Origin of the sequence: Streptomyces sp. NPDC005576, assembly GCF_042871745.1 — a bacterium.
Classification (GTDB): domain Bacteria; phylum Actinomycetota; class Actinomycetes; order Streptomycetales; family Streptomycetaceae; genus Streptomyces.
Genome location: NZ_JBIAJC010000023.1, coordinates 62,400 through 78,724 on the forward strand (window position 1 = coordinate 62,400; position 16,325 = coordinate 78,724).

At 69.3% G+C, this 16,325-nt stretch carries 12 protein-coding genes and 1 pseudogene; 5 read left to right on the forward strand and 8 right to left on the reverse strand.

What is annotated here, in order from left to right:
* Window positions 1–12: 12 nt before the first annotated feature.
* Complete coding sequence (locus tag ACFYPN_RS30900; RefSeq protein WP_389302844.1) at window positions 13–1,539, forward strand: RICIN domain-containing protein; 1,527 nt, start codon at window positions 13–15, stop codon at window positions 1,537–1,539.
* Between the two features lie 359 nt (window positions 1,540–1,898).
* Here ACFYPN_RS30900 and ACFYPN_RS30905 read toward each other — a convergent pair whose 3' ends face one another.
* On the reverse strand, window positions 1,899–3,131 hold the full coding sequence (locus tag ACFYPN_RS30905; RefSeq protein ID WP_389302846.1) for a chitinase: 1,233 nt from the start codon (window positions 3,129–3,131) through the stop codon (window positions 1,899–1,901).
* A 477-nt stretch (window positions 3,132–3,608) separates the two neighbouring features.
* Window positions 3,609–4,748, reverse strand: coding sequence for a helix-turn-helix domain-containing protein (locus ACFYPN_RS30910; RefSeq protein WP_358760640.1), 1,140 nt, complete (start codon window positions 4,746–4,748; stop codon window positions 3,609–3,611).
* 131 nt (window positions 4,749–4,879) lie between these two features.
* On the opposite strand from ACFYPN_RS30910, the gene ACFYPN_RS30915 reads away from it, so the two are divergent.
* From ACFYPN_RS30915 to ACFYPN_RS30930, 4 genes and pseudogenes are all read left to right on the forward strand, one after another.
* Window positions 4,880–5,890, forward strand: coding sequence for a ferredoxin reductase (locus ACFYPN_RS30915; protein ID WP_358760667.1), 1,011 nt, complete (start codon window positions 4,880–4,882; stop codon window positions 5,888–5,890).
* A gap of 9 nt (window positions 5,891–5,899) precedes the next feature.
* Window positions 5,900–7,018 (forward strand): fatty acid desaturase family protein, encoded by a 1,119-nt coding sequence (locus tag ACFYPN_RS30920; RefSeq protein ID WP_389302849.1) that lies wholly within the window; start codon window positions 5,900–5,902, stop codon window positions 7,016–7,018.
* A 134-nt stretch (window positions 7,019–7,152) separates the two neighbouring features.
* Window positions 7,153–7,305: pseudogene (locus ACFYPN_RS30925) on the forward strand (transposase); the annotation flags it as partial.
* 33 nt (window positions 7,306–7,338) lie between these two features.
* Window positions 7,339–8,049, forward strand: a complete 711-nt coding sequence (locus ACFYPN_RS30930; RefSeq protein ID WP_389302894.1) for a DUF6461 domain-containing protein — start codon at window positions 7,339–7,341, stop codon at window positions 8,047–8,049.
* A gap of 398 nt (window positions 8,050–8,447) precedes the next feature.
* Here the strand turns inward: ACFYPN_RS30930 and ACFYPN_RS30935 are convergent, their stop codons facing one another.
* The 6 genes from ACFYPN_RS30935 to ACFYPN_RS30960 form a co-directional block, all read right to left on the reverse strand.
* Entirely contained in the window at window positions 8,448–8,834 is a 387-nt protein-coding gene (locus tag ACFYPN_RS30935) for a hypothetical protein (RefSeq protein ID WP_389302851.1), read from the reverse strand.
* 34 nt (window positions 8,835–8,868) lie between these two features.
* Window positions 8,869–9,078 (reverse strand): phosphatase PAP2 family protein, encoded by a 210-nt coding sequence (locus tag ACFYPN_RS30940; protein ID WP_358760643.1) that lies wholly within the window; start codon window positions 9,076–9,078, stop codon window positions 8,869–8,871.
* A gap of 151 nt (window positions 9,079–9,229) precedes the next feature.
* Complete coding sequence (locus tag ACFYPN_RS30945; RefSeq protein ID WP_389302854.1) at window positions 9,230–11,560, reverse strand: Orn/Lys/Arg decarboxylase N-terminal domain-containing protein; 2,331 nt, start codon at window positions 11,558–11,560, stop codon at window positions 9,230–9,232.
* 589 nt (window positions 11,561–12,149) lie between these two features.
* A complete protein-coding gene (locus ACFYPN_RS30950) occupies window positions 12,150–13,493 on the reverse strand; it encodes a hypothetical protein (protein WP_389302857.1) in 1,344 nt (447 codons plus the stop codon).
* A gap of 10 nt (window positions 13,494–13,503) precedes the next feature.
* Window positions 13,504–14,850: an MFS transporter gene (locus ACFYPN_RS30955; RefSeq protein WP_389302860.1), complete on the reverse strand. Its 1,347-nt coding sequence runs from the start codon at window positions 14,848–14,850 to the stop codon at window positions 13,504–13,506.
* The gene (locus ACFYPN_RS30960) at window positions 14,847–16,253 is read right to left on the reverse strand and encodes a hypothetical protein (RefSeq protein ID WP_389302863.1); all 1,407 of its coding nucleotides are present in this window, start codon (window positions 16,251–16,253) and stop codon (window positions 14,847–14,849) included. Before ACFYPN_RS30960 ends, ACFYPN_RS30955 begins: the two co-directional genes overlap by 4 nt.
* Window positions 16,254–16,325 lie beyond the last annotated feature (72 nt).

The window sequence follows — 16,325 nt, forward strand, 5'->3', positions numbered from 1 at the left end:
GAAGGGACGTCGATGGGCACTCCGGAAGCGGGGGACACGAGCGGCGAGGACTTCGTTGCTCAAATTTTTACGGTGGCGGGCACCGGGACCCCGGGACGCGAGGGGGACGGTGGTCCAGCTGTCTCGGCGAAGCTGGACAGGCCGCTCGGGGTGGTGGTGGACGCATTCGGCACGGTGTACTTCTCCGACTTCGGCAACCATCAGATCCGGAAGATCACCACGGACGGGAAGATCGGCACAGTCGCTGGAGACGGAAAGGGGACCTACCGGGGCGACAACGGTCCCGCCGCCTCGGCGCAGCTGTACCACCCGCGCGAACTGACCTTGGACAGCGCGGGCAACCTCTACGTCGCCGATGGCCACAACCACCGGATCCGGAAGATCACCCCCGACGGGACCATCACCACGGTCGCCGGCACGAACGGGAACGGATTCACCGGAGACGGCGGCCCGGCCACCTCCGCCCGCCTGGACCTGCCCTGCGGGGTGGCGGTGGACAGTGCAGGTGACCTCTACATCGCCGACCACAGGAACCACCGGATCCGCAGGGTCGCCGCGGACGGCAAGATCAGCACGATCGCGGGCCATCGAGGGGCCGGATTCACTGGTGACGGCGGCCCGGCAGCCTCAGCCCAGCTCAACGGCCCGCAAGGAGTGACAGTCGACAGTGCCGACAATCTCTACGTCGTAGACACCGGCAACCACCGGATCCGGAAGATCACGCCCGACGGGAAGATCACCACGGTCGCCGGTATGAACGGCTACGGCGTCAAGGGCGACGGCGGACCGGCCACCTCCGCCCAACTGTATTACCCCATCAGGGTTGTCCTGGACAGCACCGGCGCTCTGTACATCGCCGATTCCAGCAACCACCGGATCCGCAAGGTCGCACCCGACGGAACGATCAGCACCGTGGTCGGCGCGGCAGGCAAGGGCTTCAGCGGGGACGGCGGTCCGGCAGCTTCCGCCCAACTGCAGAACCCCTACGGGCTCGCTGTGGACTGCGTCGACACCCTCTACATCTCCGACCACGCCAATCATCGGATCCGCAAGATCACCTCGGAGAAGATGGCCGGACTGCCCGACTCAGGAGCGGTCGTCTCGTGGGTCAACACCCGCAGCAAACTCCGCATGGGTGTCTACCGTGAATCTCTCAAGGACGGCGCCGCAGCCCACCAGTCCCTCGCCTCCCTCCGCGCACACCAGAAGTGGCGGCTGATCGCTACGGGTCAGGCCGACGGCGAGATCCTGTACCGGATCGAGAATGTGCGCAGCGGCAAGGCCCTGGAAGTCACCGACGCGCATGAGACGCCGGGGGCGCCGGTTGCGCAGCGTGCCTATCTGGGAGGCGACGCATCCCACCAGCAGTGGCGGCTCATCACCATGAGCGCGGAGACCGACACTTCCAGGATCTATGAGATCGCCAACCACCACAGCGGTCTGCTTCTGCACGCAGGCACCAACGCTCCCACCGCCCTCACCCAGCAAGGCACGGACGGCGACCACCGCAACCGCCAGTGGCAGCTCCTGCCCGCCTGACCTCCGCAAGTCCGGAACCACCGGAAGCCGGACACCCTTCCCGCCGAAGGGAGCGAAGCCGGGACGGCGATGCCGCCGCCGACAGCGGGCCCGCCCCCGGACCGGGGGCTCATGCCCAGTCGCCGAGTCGTGCGCGTGCGCCAGGTCGAGGCGGTCGCGCAGACTGCGGGTGTTGCTGATCCAGATGTCGAACCGGACCGGTCCGTGGGATGTCGTGGAGTACGAGACGGCCTCCCGAACACGCCGAACGCCGTTGCAGCGAGGCGGCAATGGGGTACAACACCGCAGGGCCGTCCCGGGAAGGGCGGCCCTGCGGCATGCCGGCGGTACTCGGCCCGGCCGCCCTGTACGGCTCTCTGTCAGCAGGCGCCGAGGTCCTGCCAGACACCCCATTCACCCGTGCTGCCGGGCGTCTCGTTCTGCGTCCACCACTTGGCCTTCCAGATGTGGCTGGCGTACGAGACGGTGTTGCCGACGGTGTAGACGGCGCCGCTGCTCCACGCTGCCGCGGTGCAGTTGCCCCCCGGCGGGGGAGTGGTCGGAGGCGTGGTTGTCGGGGTGGTCGTCGGCGGGGTGACTCCGGCGAACTTCACCGAGTACTTGGCGAAGTCCCAGTCCGACTGGGCAACGCTGCTGCATGTGCCGGATGTCTTGCCGTTGTTGTCAACGGGGGCGCACGGGCGGTCGCGGTTGAGGGACCAGAAGGTGAAGCGATCCATGTGGTGGGTGGTGGCGTAGTCCAGCACTGTCTGGAAATCGGCCTGACTGAAGTACTCACCGGTGTCGCTGCGGCCGTTCATTCCGGAGAACCCCTGGTGCGCGTACGCGGTTGCCGCGTCCCAGCCGAAGGTGGACTGCAGAAGGGCGTTGAAGTTCGTCAGGGCGCTCGTCTGCGCGGCCGCACCGTTGAATCCACCGTCGAAGGGCATGATCGAGAAGTTGTTCGGCGTGAAGCCCTGCGCCTTGGCCTCGTTGAGCATCTGCTTGCCGAACCACCCGGTGCCGTCGGCGGTTCCTGCGGTGGTGACCGAGACGTAGAGTCCTGGGTTGTTCTGCTGGAGGATCTTGGCCGCGCCGATTTCATGGGCGATGGCGGCCGTGTTCTCGTACTCCGGCTCCTCCAGGTCGAAGTCGATCGCCTTCAATTGGTACTTCGTGATGACCTGCTGGTAGGCGGCCGCGGTGGACGCCGTGTCGGGACAGGACTGGCCGAGCTTGGTTCCCCCGTACCCGCCGATGGAGACCGACACGTCACCGCCCTTGGCGCGTATTGCGCTGATGACCGACCCCACCGCCGTGTCGGACGAGACCGGTGACGTCCCGTCCCACGTCGGAGTGCAGCCGCCCCCGTTGGGGGCGAGGACGAACGCCAGCTGGAACGCCTTGAGCCCGGTGGCGTCCATGATGGCGCCCGCGTCCGGCGGGTTGTTGTCGTGCGGCATCAGATACGGCGCGGCGGCGTACCACCGGTTACTGAGTGCGGTCGTGGCGGCGGACGCACCCGAAGCCTGCTGGGCGGTGAACGCCGCGAGACCGGTGGTGGCCAGTGCCGCGGTTGCGACACCGCAGAGCAGAGCGCGAAGACGCTTCATGGGGACTCCTGTCGGGAGAGGTGTGGTCAGAATCGGTTGATGACGCATGCACGTCAATGGGTTGGCCTAGACCATTGCTCTCTCTTGAAGAACACGCACTCGCGACAGACGTGGGCAGCGGCTGGTCCTGGCTCGGCTGCGTGCGGCCCGCGGAGCCGAGGCGGGCACGGGGCAGGGTCCCGCACCAACTGGGGAATCGGTTTGTCGCCGTGGCCCTGTGACCGGTGGCCGCCGATGAAGCTGCCGATCGCACCGCCCCTACCGAAGACGATGAGGACGACGGCGATGAAGCCGACGTACGAGGGGCAGCCTTCGCGAAACCGGCCGCCCCCGACCTCTCTGCAACCCGCTACAACACCGCCGCCCGGCGAGAGCGGCGGGGCCCGGCGGCGAGGTCCTGCTGGAGCACCACAGCGTGGATGATCTACGCGATCGGAAGCGGTAACCGCCTGCTCGCGGACGCGGCCGAGGAGGGCGTCAGTCGACCCGAAGGCCGACCGCGAGTGTCAGCTCCAGGACCCGCTGCGGCGATGCGAGTTCCGGGAACAGCTCTCGCAACTGCGACATCCGGTACCGGACGGTCTGCGGATGGACGAACAGCGCCGCCGCCACCTCGTCCCGCCTGCCCTGGTGCAGCAGCCACGCCCGCAACGTCTCCTCCAGACGCCGTGCGGTCGCGACGGACAGGGTCTGCAACGGCGCGAGGGCTCGGGCACGCAGGTCTGCGAACGCGTCCACGTCGGCGCTCAGCACCAGCTCGGGCAGGTGGTCTTCGGTGTCGCGAACATCGGATGAGAGGGAGCGCGCGCGTACGGCTCGGGCGTACGAGGCGGACGCACGGGTCCACGGCCGGGCCGGGCCGACCACAGCGGTGCGGTCGGCCAGCTGCCGCAGGAGATGTGATCGGTCGGCATCGGGGACGAGCAGCACACCGGTGGCGTCCGGCAGATCGTCGAGGACGAGGGTGCTCGGGTCGAGCGCGCGGTAGGCCGGCCGGACCTGGTCGGCGGGCAACAGGACCGCGGTCAGCGAGAGGGGAGGCTGCCATCCGGCTCGTTGCACGGAGGCCCGCAGCACGTCCGGGCTCGCGTCGGCGAGGAGGTCGCGCGCCAGATGTTCCAGGAGGCGCTCATGGGCCCTGCCCCGGGCGGCCAGTTCATCGGCGTGGCCCGCGGCGCTCGCGGCGGACAGCTCGTCGATGTAGGCGAAGGTCAGCTCGGCGAACTTGGCGACCTCGGCGGCGGCGAGACCCGCGGGTACGGCACCCGCCGCCAGGCATCGCCAGGCCACGCGGGCGCCGACGCGGTAGGCGCTGAGCAGAGCGTCCATCGAACGGCCGTCGCGCACCTCACCGCGGCCCAGCTCGTAGGCGGCGTCACTGGCGTCGACGCCAGTGGTGTTCCCGCTCGCGAGGTCCAGATAGTGCCCCAGGGCGGTACGGACGGCTCGGCGGATGGTGCCGCCCATGCGGCCCGAAAGGGCGTTGGCGTAGGGAGGGACCTCGTCGATGATCGCTTGGACGACCTCGTCGGCGGTGGTCTTCAGCGCGGCCCGAAGTGCGGTGACCGTCGTCTCGTTGAGAGCCAGTTCGCTGGCTTTCCGGATTGCATGGTTCACGTTTTGTTCCCTGCGAACAATTCAGCCGACCAGATTTACGTCCTACGGTCAGGACTTTACGCCCTGCGGCCCAGCAAGCTGGAGCCATGACGAGTACAGCCCTCCGCAGCAGGGCGTGGAGACTCCTGGAGATGGTCACGACGCCGCTGCTGCCGTCGGACTACCTCGACCTGGTCAGCCCGCTGCGTACGGGCGCAGATCTACGAGGGCGCATCGAGGCCGTGCGCCCCGAAACGGGTGACGCCGCGACTGTCGTGATCAGACCGGGACGGGGATGGCGCGGCCACGCAGCCGGTCAGTACGTGCGGCTCGGGGTCGACGTCGACGGGGTGCGCCTGTGGCGTGCCTACTCCATCACCTCCCCGACGAACCGCCGGGACGGCCGCATCACGATCACCGTGAAGGCGATCCCGGACGGCAAGGTCAGCAACCACCTGGTCCGCAGGGTGAGACCGGGCACGCTGATCCAGCTCGACCAGCCGACCGGTGACTTCGTGCTGCCGCGGGCCAAGCCCGCCAAGGTGCTCTTCCTGACGGCCGGCAGCGGCATCACGCCCGTGATGGGCATGCTGCGCGACGCCGAGTTCGACGACGTCGTCATGGTCCACAGCGCGCCACAGCCGCACGACGTGATCTTCCGCGACGAACTGCACGACTTGGTCGCGGACGAGAAGCTGCGGCTCACAGAGGTGCATACCACCACGGACGGCATGCTCGACATCGCTCGTCTGGAAGAACTCGTGCCCGACTGGACCGAGCGCGAGACCTGGGCCTGTGGGCCCGCGGGTCTGCTCGACGCCGCCGACGCACACTGGACCGAGCACGGCGTACAGGAGCGCCTGCACACAGAACGCTTCCGCCCCGGCATCGTCGTCACGGGCGACGGTGGCCAGGTCACCTTCAGCACCACCGGCACGACCGTCAGCGCGGACGGCGCCACGCCGTTGCTGGACATCGGCGAGGAGGCCGGCGTGCTCATGCCCTCCGGGTGCCGTATGGGCATCTGCTTCGGCTGCATCACGCCGCTCAAGGCCGGCGCCGTCCGTGACCTGCGCACCGGCGAGATCACCGCTGCCGAGCCGGGCGTCCTCATCCAGACCTGCGTGTCCGCCGCGGCGGGCCCCTGCACCATCGAACGGTAGGTAAGCACCTTGACCGCCATCGACCCCACCGCCCACCTGACCGCGGAGCAGATCGAGGAACTCGGCTGCGAGCTGGACGCGATCCGCGACGCGGTGATCGCCGGCCGCGGCGAGAAAGACGCCGCCTACATCCGTGCGGTCATCTCGGCGCAGCGCAAGCTCGAACTGGCCAGCAGGAGCGTGCTGCTGTTCTCGTTCTTCCCGCCCGCGTGGCTCCTCGGCACCGCCGGTCTGTCCGTGGCGAAGATCATGGACAACATGGAGATAGGCCACAACATCCTGCACGGCCAGTGGGACTGGATGCGGGACCCGAAGATCCACTCCAGCACCTGGGAGTGGGACCACGTCTCGCCGTCCGCGCAGTGGAAGCACTCGCACAACGAGCTGCACCACACGTACACCAACGTGATCGGCAAGGACAACGACCTCGGCTACGGCATCATGCGTGTCGACGAGGACCAGAGGTGGCACCCGTTCCACCTCGGCCAGCCCTTGTGGAACTTCATCAACGCCTGCTTCTTCGAGTACGGCATCGCGGCGTACGACCTGGAGCTCGGCAAGAACCTGAACAAGCGCCGCCGCAAGAATCCGGAGTTCCGCGCGCAGGCCAGGGCCGTGGGCCGCAAGATCCGCAAGCAGGTGCTCAAGGACTACGTGATCCACCCGCTGCTGTCGGGCCCCTCATTCCTCCCCACGCTCGCCGCCACGTTCACCGCGAACCTGATCCGCAACATCTGGACCCACTCGGTGATCATGTGCGGGCACTTCCCCGAAGGTGTGCAGGTCTTCGAGCGCCGGTCCATCAAGGGCGAAACGCGCGGCCAGTGGTACCTGCGCCAGATGATGGGCTCGGCGAACATCAGCGGCAGCAAGGCCCTGCACTTCATGACCGGCAACCTGTCGCACCAGATCGAGCACCATCTGTTCCCGGACCTGCCGAGCAACCGGTACGCCGAGGTCGCGGTGAAGGTGCGCGCGCTGTTCGAGAAGTACGAGCTGGAATACGTCACCGGGCCGCTGCCCAAGCAGGTGTACTCCGCGTGGCACAAGGTCTTCCGCCTCTCCCTGCCGAACAAGAAGCCCCCGGTCAAGACGCCGGACCGCGAGCGGGAACTCGTCGCAACCTGAGCTTGTTCTTTCATCTTCCGGATCCGAACGGCGTCTCCACCTGCGTCGCTCACCTGGGGATTCGCCGGACAGGAGAGCGGCCTTCGTCTGATTCTGTGCTCCGTCACGAGGGGAACCGGCCGAAGGCCGGTGTCGTGAGTGTGGTGTGCCCGGATGTCCGGAGAGAAACGTTCGCGCAAGCGTCACGCTTCCGAGCAGAGCTCTACGCGTGTCTGACCGCCCGGCGTGACGGACTGTTCGAACTGACCGACGCGCTGTTGTGCGTCGACGGGCCGCTCACCTCGCCGGCCTGTCGGTGGTGCCCGGCACCATGGCCACCCATGAACGCTGAATCGGCCGGCCGCTCCTGGCTCCGCGACTTCCACTGCGGCTTCCTGCTTGAGGGCTACACCCTGACGCTGGTTCGCGGGCTCACTCCGCGTGAGTACCTCGCCCGCATCGGCGCCCAGCCGCAGGAGGACTGCGACGGCTTCGATGACTTCATCGCCCGGGACCGTGAATTCCAGGACGATCAGGACGACTGGGGCGACCGCATGTTCGTCGGCGCCGCCCTGGTCCACGCCGAAGACACCGACTGGGTCCTGGCCCTCGAGATCAACGGCGGCATCGAGATCCACACCGATGCGATGAAGCACGCCACTCGCGGCACCCGCGGCGTCTCGCACTTCCGCAGCCCGAACGCCATGTCCCTTTTCTCCTGGTGGGAGGAGGGTGAGCTGCGCACTCGCTTCGAAGGTCCTCTCCACCGAGAAGGCAGCACACCGGACCGTCTCCTCGACCTCATGCGACAGACGGGGTTCGACCTCGAAACCGGTGCCTACGACCTGGAGAATTACGTCGCACTCGCGGAAGAGCTCACCGGCGTCCACCTTACCGCGACCATGCTCGAAGACGGCGCCTACTCCACGGGCACCGTCGAGATCCCCACCGAGCACCGAACCGGTGTCGTCATCGATACGCCCGCCACCCGCCAGGCTCCCCGAACCCAGCGCACGATCAGCGTGAGATCGGCAACAAGGCCATGCGGGTAGATGAAGAACAAGCTGAGAAGCCGTTGCCTATCGATCTCGAGCGAGGTGTGATCGCGAATGGCCCGGGCCGCCAGGGCCCGGTCTGACCGCCCTCGTAGAGGAAGGCCCGACCAGGAACACCAGCCTTCAAGCCTCAACGACGGGGCCGGGCGGTCCCGACCGTACTCGCGAAATGAGCTGATCGCGGTCCGCCCCGGCCCCGTTGCAAAGCCCAACATGTGCAGTCGGGGGCGACCCTTCGTGCTGTCCGAAGACCGTGGACCCGACCGCTGAGTCAGCGGGAGCGGCAAGCGTCAGCGACGCCGTTCCTGCACTGTGCCGGCGTCGAGGTCGGCGGTGAGCCGGAGAGCTCCCGGCCAGGGCGTGTAGGGGCGCGGTCAACCCAGCGGGCTGAGCGGTCAGCGGCGGCCGCCGACGCGGCGATCGTCGGCCAATCCGGTCAGCGGGCCGTACTCGCAGGCAAGCTGCTTCCACGTCAGAACCTCGCCGCAGCGGGCCGGGAAGTCCTTCGGGTCGAACTCCGGCATGGTCCAGGTGCCGGTACCACGGTCCCGCAGCCACAGGTCCCCGTCACCGTCGACCACAGTCGGCGGAACCGGAACGGGCTCCGCCTCATCGGTGGGCCCCCAGGTGGCCCGGCCCGGGTGGGAAACGCGGCGCAGCTCCGTGGTGGCCAGCCGCGCGGCCAAGTCACGGCTTGACTCCTCGGTGTCCTTGACCGACGCGAGCCGGAACGCGTCGTCAAGTACGGGCAGGGCTGGATTCTTGCTGCGCTTCGAACTCATACGCTGACTACCTCCGTGGGGGGCGCCACATCCGTTATGGCACCCCGTCTAGGAGTACGATATCCGAGGCGGGAGCCTGGTCGGCTACGACCGCTGTCCAGGTCCAGCCCTCCATGACGTCGGTGAACCAGTGCACGCGGCGATAGGTGCGGGACAGGCCCACCCACACGCCCCAGCATCCGACAACCGCCGGCCCTCTGGCTTTCGATGCAACGTCGTACAAGGATCTCGCCGTTCCGGCCATCTGCACAAGCTGATCGGTACCCGTCGCACATCGACGTCCATGATCCTTCAGCAAACAGAGTCACCACCGAATCTGAGACCGGGCCGTTCATCTGGCAGATCCGGTCGGCCGACGTCTGCGAATGGCCTTGCTTGTCGGAGGGGACCGGGTTCTATGCCGTGTTCTGACGGACGCATTCGATGAGGTAGTCGCCGGTCTCGGGGTCGACGGTGACGCCGTGGGCCTCGCTGTGGAAGCCGGGGAAAGACCGGTCGAAGGCTTCCAGAGCCCGCAGGTAACGCAGGAGGGGCCCGTCGGGGGCCCCGATGGCCTCGCCGGGCATGAGGACGGGGATGCCGGGGGGTGTGACGGTGACCATCGCCGCGGCGACATGACCGGTGGCGTCCGCGAGACGCAGGCGCCGGGTGCCCTGGCGGATGAGCTGCTGGTAGCAGTGCTGCGGCGGCGCGACCGGGCGCGGGAGTTGCTGGAAGGCGGCGTCGAGGGCGGTGATGAGTTCGGCGCGGGTGAGGTGCTCGTGCATGTCCTGGCACAGCGCGCGCAGCGTGGTGCCGGCGTAGCGGCGCTCGAACTGCCCGGTGAGCGCGGGCAGGACGCGGTGGAGGGGCGCGTCGCTGTCGTAGAGGGCTTTGAAGTCCATGAGCGCGTCCATGAGGGTGCCCCACTTGCCCTTGGTGATGCCCATGGAGAACAGCACGAGGGTGCTGTAGGTGTCGGTTTTCTCCACGATGATGCCGCGGGTGGCCAGGTAGGCGGTCAGGATGCGGGCGGGAATGCCCCACTCGCCGGTCTCACCGGTCGCGGTGACGCCCGGGCAGGTCAGGGTCACCTTGACCGGGTCCAGCATGCAGTGGCCCTTGCTCAAGCCGGGGAAGCCGTGCCACCGGGCGTCCGGTTCCAGGTACCAGCAGCTGGGCTCGCGCGTCAGCAGCGCGGCGGGGGCGTCGGCGAACGCGCTGCGCCCACCGGTGGACGGATCGGTGACGGTGTCGGGCTGCCAGACGCCGAAGAACCAGGCCGGACGGTCGCCCGCGTCGGCGATGCGCCGGCCGGTACGCACGACGGCCTGGCGGAAGCGGACCGCCTCGGTGACCGCCTCCTCGATGAGCCACTCGCCCTGCGGGCCGTCCATCATGGCGGTCGCCACGTCCAGTGACGCGATAGCCGGATAGAGCGGCGAGGTCGTTCCGTGCATCATGAAGGTCTCGTTGAACCTGTCGTGCTCCACCGGGGCCCTGGGTGCGGACTTCACATGCACCATCGCCGTCTGCGACAAGGCCGCCAGGAGCTTGTGCGTCGACTGCGTCGCGAAGACCGTGGGGCGTAGCGGCCCTTCGAAGGTGTCGGGCCCCACCGCCATCCCGTAGCGGCCGGCGTAGAGCGGGTGGAAGCGGGCGTAGGCGAACCACGCCTCGTCGAAGTGCAGACGCGGGGTGCTGGGCGCCATCGCGCGGGCCACCTGCACCGCGTCGTAGCACAGGCCGTCATAGGTGGAGTTGGTCAGCACGGCGTACTGCGCCTCGCGGGACACGGCTCCCTCCGACAGCGGATTGCCCGCGATGCGCGCCGCCACCGCCGTGGAGCCGATCTCGGCCGGCGGCAGGGGTCCGGCCAGGCCGTAGCCGTTGCGGGTCGGAACCAGGTACACCGGCCTGGCACCGGAGATGACCAGTCCGTGCAGGACCGATTTGTGGCAGTTGCGGTCCACCAGGGCGATCTCGTCGCGGGTCACGCTGTAGTGGCCCACCATCCGGTCCGCGGTGGAATCACCGTGCAGGACGAAGTACGTACGGTCGGCGCCGAAGACCCGGGCCGCATTGCGCTCCGCCTCGCCGATCGGACCGCTGTGCTCGAAGAGCGAACCGAGCTCACCGACCGAGATCGACAGATCGCTGCGGAAGAGCCGCTCCCCGTAGTAGTCGAAGAACGCCCGCCCCGCTGCGGACTTCAGGAACGCCACGCCGCCCGCGTGGGCGGGCGTGTGCCAGGAGTACTCGTGCGCGTCCTCGAACTGCCGCAGCGCCTTGAAGAACGGCGGCAGCACGTCCTTCCGGTAGGCGCGCGCGGCGGTGGCGACGCGGCCGGCGATGAAGGCGGGCGTGTCCTCCAGGGCCCAGATGTAGCCGATGACCGCCTCCGACACCCACAGGGGCAGCCTGCCGAGGGCGTCGTCCGACTCGTCCGCCATCACCAGGAACACCGGAAGATCCTTGAAACGCCGCTCGATCTGTCGTAGTACCTCGGCCCCACCGCCCTCCTCGCCCCCGGTGCCCGCACCGCCCCCGAGGTCCCAGGCGACCACAGCAGCTGACAGCCCGGTCTCGGTGTGCATGACCGCGCGGGCCTCCCGCGCGTCGCGGGCCCACCGCAGCGCGAGGCCGCGGTTCTCCAACTCCTTCCCGATCCGCCGCAGCTGCTCCCCGTCGGCCCCTCCGCCGAGCGGGTTCTCGCGCATCGCCAGCAGGATTACCCCGTCGCCCATGCCATCCGCCTCTACCCGAGTCTCCGAAGTGTCCGCAGACAGTCTTCAGCCAACTCACCACCGCCGTACGGCTCTCGGATTCGCTTCACTCTCAAGAGGACGACTGCCAGGGCGCCAGGGTGAGGTTCCCGCACGGCAGAGAACGCCCTCGGTCGGACAATCGTCCGCTTCGGGCCATCCGAGGCCTGTCACAGGCAGATCCCGAGGCAGCCGCAGCCGCTTCGGTTCGGTTCGCCGACCGTGCGTCGGCCGCCGCCGTCAGAAATGTTCCCGCACCGACCCGACCGCCGCCGCCCGCGCCCTGCTCCCGTACGCCGACTGGAGCCCGCCACCCCGCTTGACCAGGCCTGGGGGTGAGCCGGTGTGGCGTACAGATCGGGTTCGGCGGCATGGGAGGCCTGCTTCCGATTTCGCGGGGGAGGTCCGCATCATCAAGCGGCACGAACCGGCGCTGCCCGCCGGCCTCGCCCGGCTCCTGCTCCACGCCGTGGGCGCCATCCGCCAGACACGCGGGGGAGGGTCCCCGGACCCCAAGAGGTCGTCTGACCGCCTGGGACCCGGCTGTCCGGCCAGGTGGACGCCGCGCGTGTCAGCCTTGGACGGAGACCGTGTTTATGGCTCCCGCCTGCGCACTGGTAACCGCGCCGCCCCCCGGCCGCGTGAAGCGGGTGAGGAAGCCGGTCCCCGCGCCGGAGAACAGCAAGGGGCTGATGACGTGGGGCCGTTCCAGTAGGAGGACGTCTCCGGACGCGGGATCGAACGCGGACACGGGGTGGTTGTCGGGGCGGCAGTACTCCTGCGCGACCCACCCCGTTCCGGCCTTGTCCCGGACCGCCTCCTCCCACTTCCGCGAGGGGGTCTCCCTGCCGACCAAGACGCCGTTTCCGCCGAACGCGTCCGCCGGCTTGAGAATGAAGGAGTTCCGGTCACGCAGGAGTAGTTCCAGCAGGTCGTGTCGCCGGCCGTGCCGACGCACCGGACCGTCCGCGAGATCCGCCGTCCACGGGACATGCTGTTCGATCACGGTCCGCTGTGCGGAGGGCAGTTCGGGGCACCGCTCGGTCAGCCACGCCAAGACCTTCTTGTTCGACTGGAGCGTCGACAACTCCGGGGACGCGATCAGCGTCGAGTCTCCGGCCACGGCCTCCTCGAGCGCCCGCATCGGCTCGCCGTCGAGGTAGGCGCCCGCAGCGAGGAACTTCTGCAGCAGGATGTCGATGCGCCGGCCCTGCCCGTCACGGAGGCCTCCGTCCTCGGTCAGTTCCTCCAGCTGAACGAAGGAGCACGGCACGCCGTGTTCCTCAGCGTCCGCCACGGTCTCGCGGAAGTTCTCGGCGCTCCACCCGGCGATCGCGATCCTGGGGACACTGGCGCAACGGTCCCGGGCCATACGGACCAGCAGTTCCCGCCGGGCCTGGATCGAGCGGCCACGGCTCAGCTTCCACTCCGCCTCCCGCGCTCGGATCGGCGGCATGGACCACAACACGGCGTCCAGACGGGCCGTAGCCTCCGGGCCGCCGATGGCGCTTCCGATGTTCAACTCCAGCACCTTGGGGACGCCACCGGAGAGCACCAGGTCGGGCCGTGCCTGGGAAGCGGACCACTGGTTCCACGACGCACGGTCAGTGACGAGTGGGGACAGCGGTGAGCCCAGGGCCTCGGCCAGCGCGGCCGGGCTGCCCGCGCGTCGGGCGCACTCCTCGACGGCAAGTCCCACGACGGCGGCGGCGGCTCGGGTGATCCAGGCCGCCTCGGCACGGGACAGCAGCAGCGGACGTACGGGCACCGGGCTGTCAGGGTGACGCCAGGGCTGTACGCTCATCCGCTTCTCGATCGCTTCGGCGAGTTCGGCGGTTCCGCCGGGGTTTTCGGCGAGCAGCCGGTGCCAGGCGCTGACCAGGGGGGCGCCGGAAGCGGGCGGGACAGTGGTCAACACAGTGTCCTTACGACGAGGCGGAGGGCGGGGAAGGGATGTCGCCGGCCGCCGGGGCGGGGACGAGCGGAGGTCCGGCGATCGAGAGTGGTTCCGTGGGGGGCAGGGCACGGATAGTGCGGATGCCGCTGAAGACCAGGATCGCCGTCGTGAGCAGGGCTCCGACGGCGGCGAACTGGAGGGACGGCCGCAGGCCCCAGAGGGATGTGGTCAGCGCTCCCAGCGCGGCTCCCGCGGGCAGGGTGCCGTACGCGGCCAGCCGGAGCACCGCACTCACCCGGCCCATCACCTCCGGAGGGGTCACCGCCTGCCGCAGGACCACGTTCTGCAGATTGCTTGAGGCCACGCCCAGTCCGTAGGCGATCAGACCGCCCACGGTCATGGCCATGGCCGCGTCGCCCCGCGCAAGGCTCACCACGGCGATGCCCAGGGCGCTCAGCAGGGCACCGCCGCACAGCTGGGGCCCGATGCCCATGCGCCGGGAGACCCATCCGCCGACCAGTACGCCGAGCAGGAAGCCTCCGTTGCCGAGAAGTTCGACCATCGCGGCCCGGGTGACGGAGAAGCCCAGCTCGCGGACCTGGAAGACGAGGACGTAGGTGGAGAAGATCCCGGCGAACAGATTGCGGAAGCCGAGGTAGAGCATGCTGGGGCGCAGTACGGGGCTGTGCCACACCTGAAGCCAGCCGGCGGCCAGGGCACGCTTCCCCGTGTCGACCGGTCCGCTGCGCGCGCCGGACACGGCGGGGCGGCCGCGACGCATCGCCATCAGGGTGGCGGCGCTCACCGCGAGGGCCGCGGCGTCGACGGTCAGTGCCGCCCACAGCGGCAGCAGGCCGAGGAGCAGACCGGCCAGGGCCGGCCCCGCGAGGGTGGCGAAGGAACGGGCCGCTTCAAGTGCGAAGTTCGCGGTGCCCAGCTGTTCGCGGAGCAGCATGCCCGGCAGGAGGGAGTAGTAGCTGATGTCGAAGATCACGGTGCACACACCGAGGACCATCACGGCCACCAGGAGCTGCCACACCGTCAGCATGTGCAGCGACGCGAGCAGCATGACGGTGAGCATGGTCAGGCAGCGGATCCAGTCGGCCCACATCATCAGCGGCCTGACCTCGGTGCGGTCGGCAAGGTGTCCCGCGGGCAGGGAGAACAGGAGGTGGGGGAGGAGGGAGGCCGCGCGCAGCAGGCCGACTGTGCCTGCGCCCGCGCCGAGCTGGAGCACGAGCAGGGGCAGTACGAACTGACCCACCTGCCCGCCCACCTGGGCCGTCGCCTGTCCCGACCACAGGAGCCGGAAGTCGCGGTCGGCCCACACCGCCCGCCCCGGTCCGGGGTGCCGGAGGCCGTCTCCCGACGTCAACGGACAGCCTCCGCGGGCTCACCGGAGTCGGGGGGCTCCCAGGCCATGGTGGTGTTCATGGTGCCCCCTCCCTCCGTCCTGACGATGTCTCCCCGCCCGGCGTCCATGTGCCGGGCGAGGATGCCGCCGCACTCTCCGCGCAGGAGCAGCGGACCGTACACCGCCTTGCTGCGCACCAGGGTGGAGGCGCCGCTGCCCGGGTCGTACATGGGCACGTCGACGGTGTCCGTCGGCACGAGGTCCTGTACGACGCTGTCGCCGCGGGCGACGGCCTCGCGTGCCAGTTCCCTCCAGCGGTCCTCGGGACACTCGCGCCCCACGGCGACGCGCTCGGCGCTGTGGCCCTGGTTGCCCTTCAGCACGAGTCGAGGCTGGTGTTCCAGCAGGTGGCGCAGGACGGTGCCGGGGGTATCACCCAGGGCGCCGGGCCGCACGACGTAGGTGGGGGGAACATGCCGTTGCACGAAGCGCCGGTCCGCCGCGGACATGGCGGGGGCGTCCTCGGTGAGCCAGGCGAGGACGCGTTTGCTGGCGTAGGGAGCGCCCGTCTCCGGTGCCAGCACGACCGCCGCGTCCTGCTCGACCACGGCACGCAGGGGGGCGAGGTCGATCCCGGCGTCGGCGGCGTCGGCGGTGACGAAGTCGCGCACGATGATGTCGACGCGTGTCCCACGGACCAGGGTCCGGCCGCGTACGGGCCGAAGGTCCTGGGGCTGGGCATAGACGGCGGGCAGGCCGTGGAGGCGCAGGGTGTCGATGACGTCGGTGTATGCGGCCTCCTGGCCGTTGCGGTCCTCCGGGTGGTCGAAGCCGAGGATCGCGACGCGGGGGCGTTCCACTCCGATGGAGCGACCGACCTCGGTGAGCAGGCTCTGCAGGGCGGTGCCCATGCTGAGGCACGAGAGGGGGAAACGGGCCGCCGCAGCACGGATGTCCGCGCGGCCGGCATAGGCGCGGTCCATGCGTGGCACCTGGTGCAGTCCGCCGAGCGCGCTGTTGACGTTGAGTTCCAGTAGCTTCGGGACGCCTCCCGACAGCACCAGGTCGGGGCGTGACATGGCGGTGGACCAGCGTGCCTGCCGGGGCGAGGTGCTCCACAGCGAGACGGAGGGGCGGACGAAGTCGACGAGGCGCGCGAGTTCCTCCGGGGATGAGGCCCGGGCTCGGCAGACCCGGGCGAGCAGGTCGGCGGCGTGCCGCGCGGTGGTGATCAGCTCCGTGTACTGCGCTGCGGGCAGCAGCACCGGTCTGAGGGGTATGGCCGAGTCGCGGGTGCGGAACAGGCCGACGCTCATGGTGCGGTCCAGGGCCAGAGCATGGCCGGCCGCGTCCGGGCCGTGCAGCAGACCGGGGTCGAGCAGGGCCAGGGGGTCGCGCGGCTCGGTGGGGAAGGCAGTCTCCATCACCAGGGGATGTCCCCCCGGGTGCGGCTCGGGGCCGGGTGCGGGCTCATGGGCCGGGTCTCCTCGTCAGGA

Bases quoted from the DNA above. Each gene is read 5' to 3' on its own strand.
- ACFYPN_RS30915 (WP_358760667.1), top strand. From the start codon at position 4,880: ATGGTCACGACGCCGCTGCTGCCGTCGGACTACCTCGACCTGGTCAGC.
- ACFYPN_RS30935 (WP_389302851.1), bottom strand. From the start codon at position 8,834: ATGAGTTCGAAGCGCAGCAAGAATCCAGCCCTGCCCGTACTTGACGAC.
- ACFYPN_RS30930 (WP_389302894.1), top strand. From the start codon at position 7,339: ATGAACGCTGAATCGGCCGGCCGCTCCTGGCTCCGCGACTTCCACTGC.
- ACFYPN_RS30960 (WP_389302863.1), bottom strand. From the start codon at position 16,253: ATGGAGACTGCCTTCCCCACCGAGCCGCGCGACCCCCTGGCCCTGCTC.
- ACFYPN_RS30900 (WP_389302844.1), top strand. From the start codon at position 13: ATGGGCACTCCGGAAGCGGGGGACACGAGCGGCGAGGACTTCGTTGCT.
- ACFYPN_RS30905 (WP_389302846.1), bottom strand. From the start codon at position 3,131: ATGAAGCGTCTTCGCGCTCTGCTCTGCGGTGTCGCAACCGCGGCACTG.
- ACFYPN_RS30945 (WP_389302854.1), bottom strand. From the start codon at position 11,560: ATGGGCGACGGGGTAATCCTGCTGGCGATGCGCGAGAACCCGCTCGGC.
- ACFYPN_RS30940 (WP_358760643.1), bottom strand. From the start codon at position 9,078: ATGGCCGGAACGGCGAGATCCTTGTACGACGTTGCATCGAAAGCCAGA.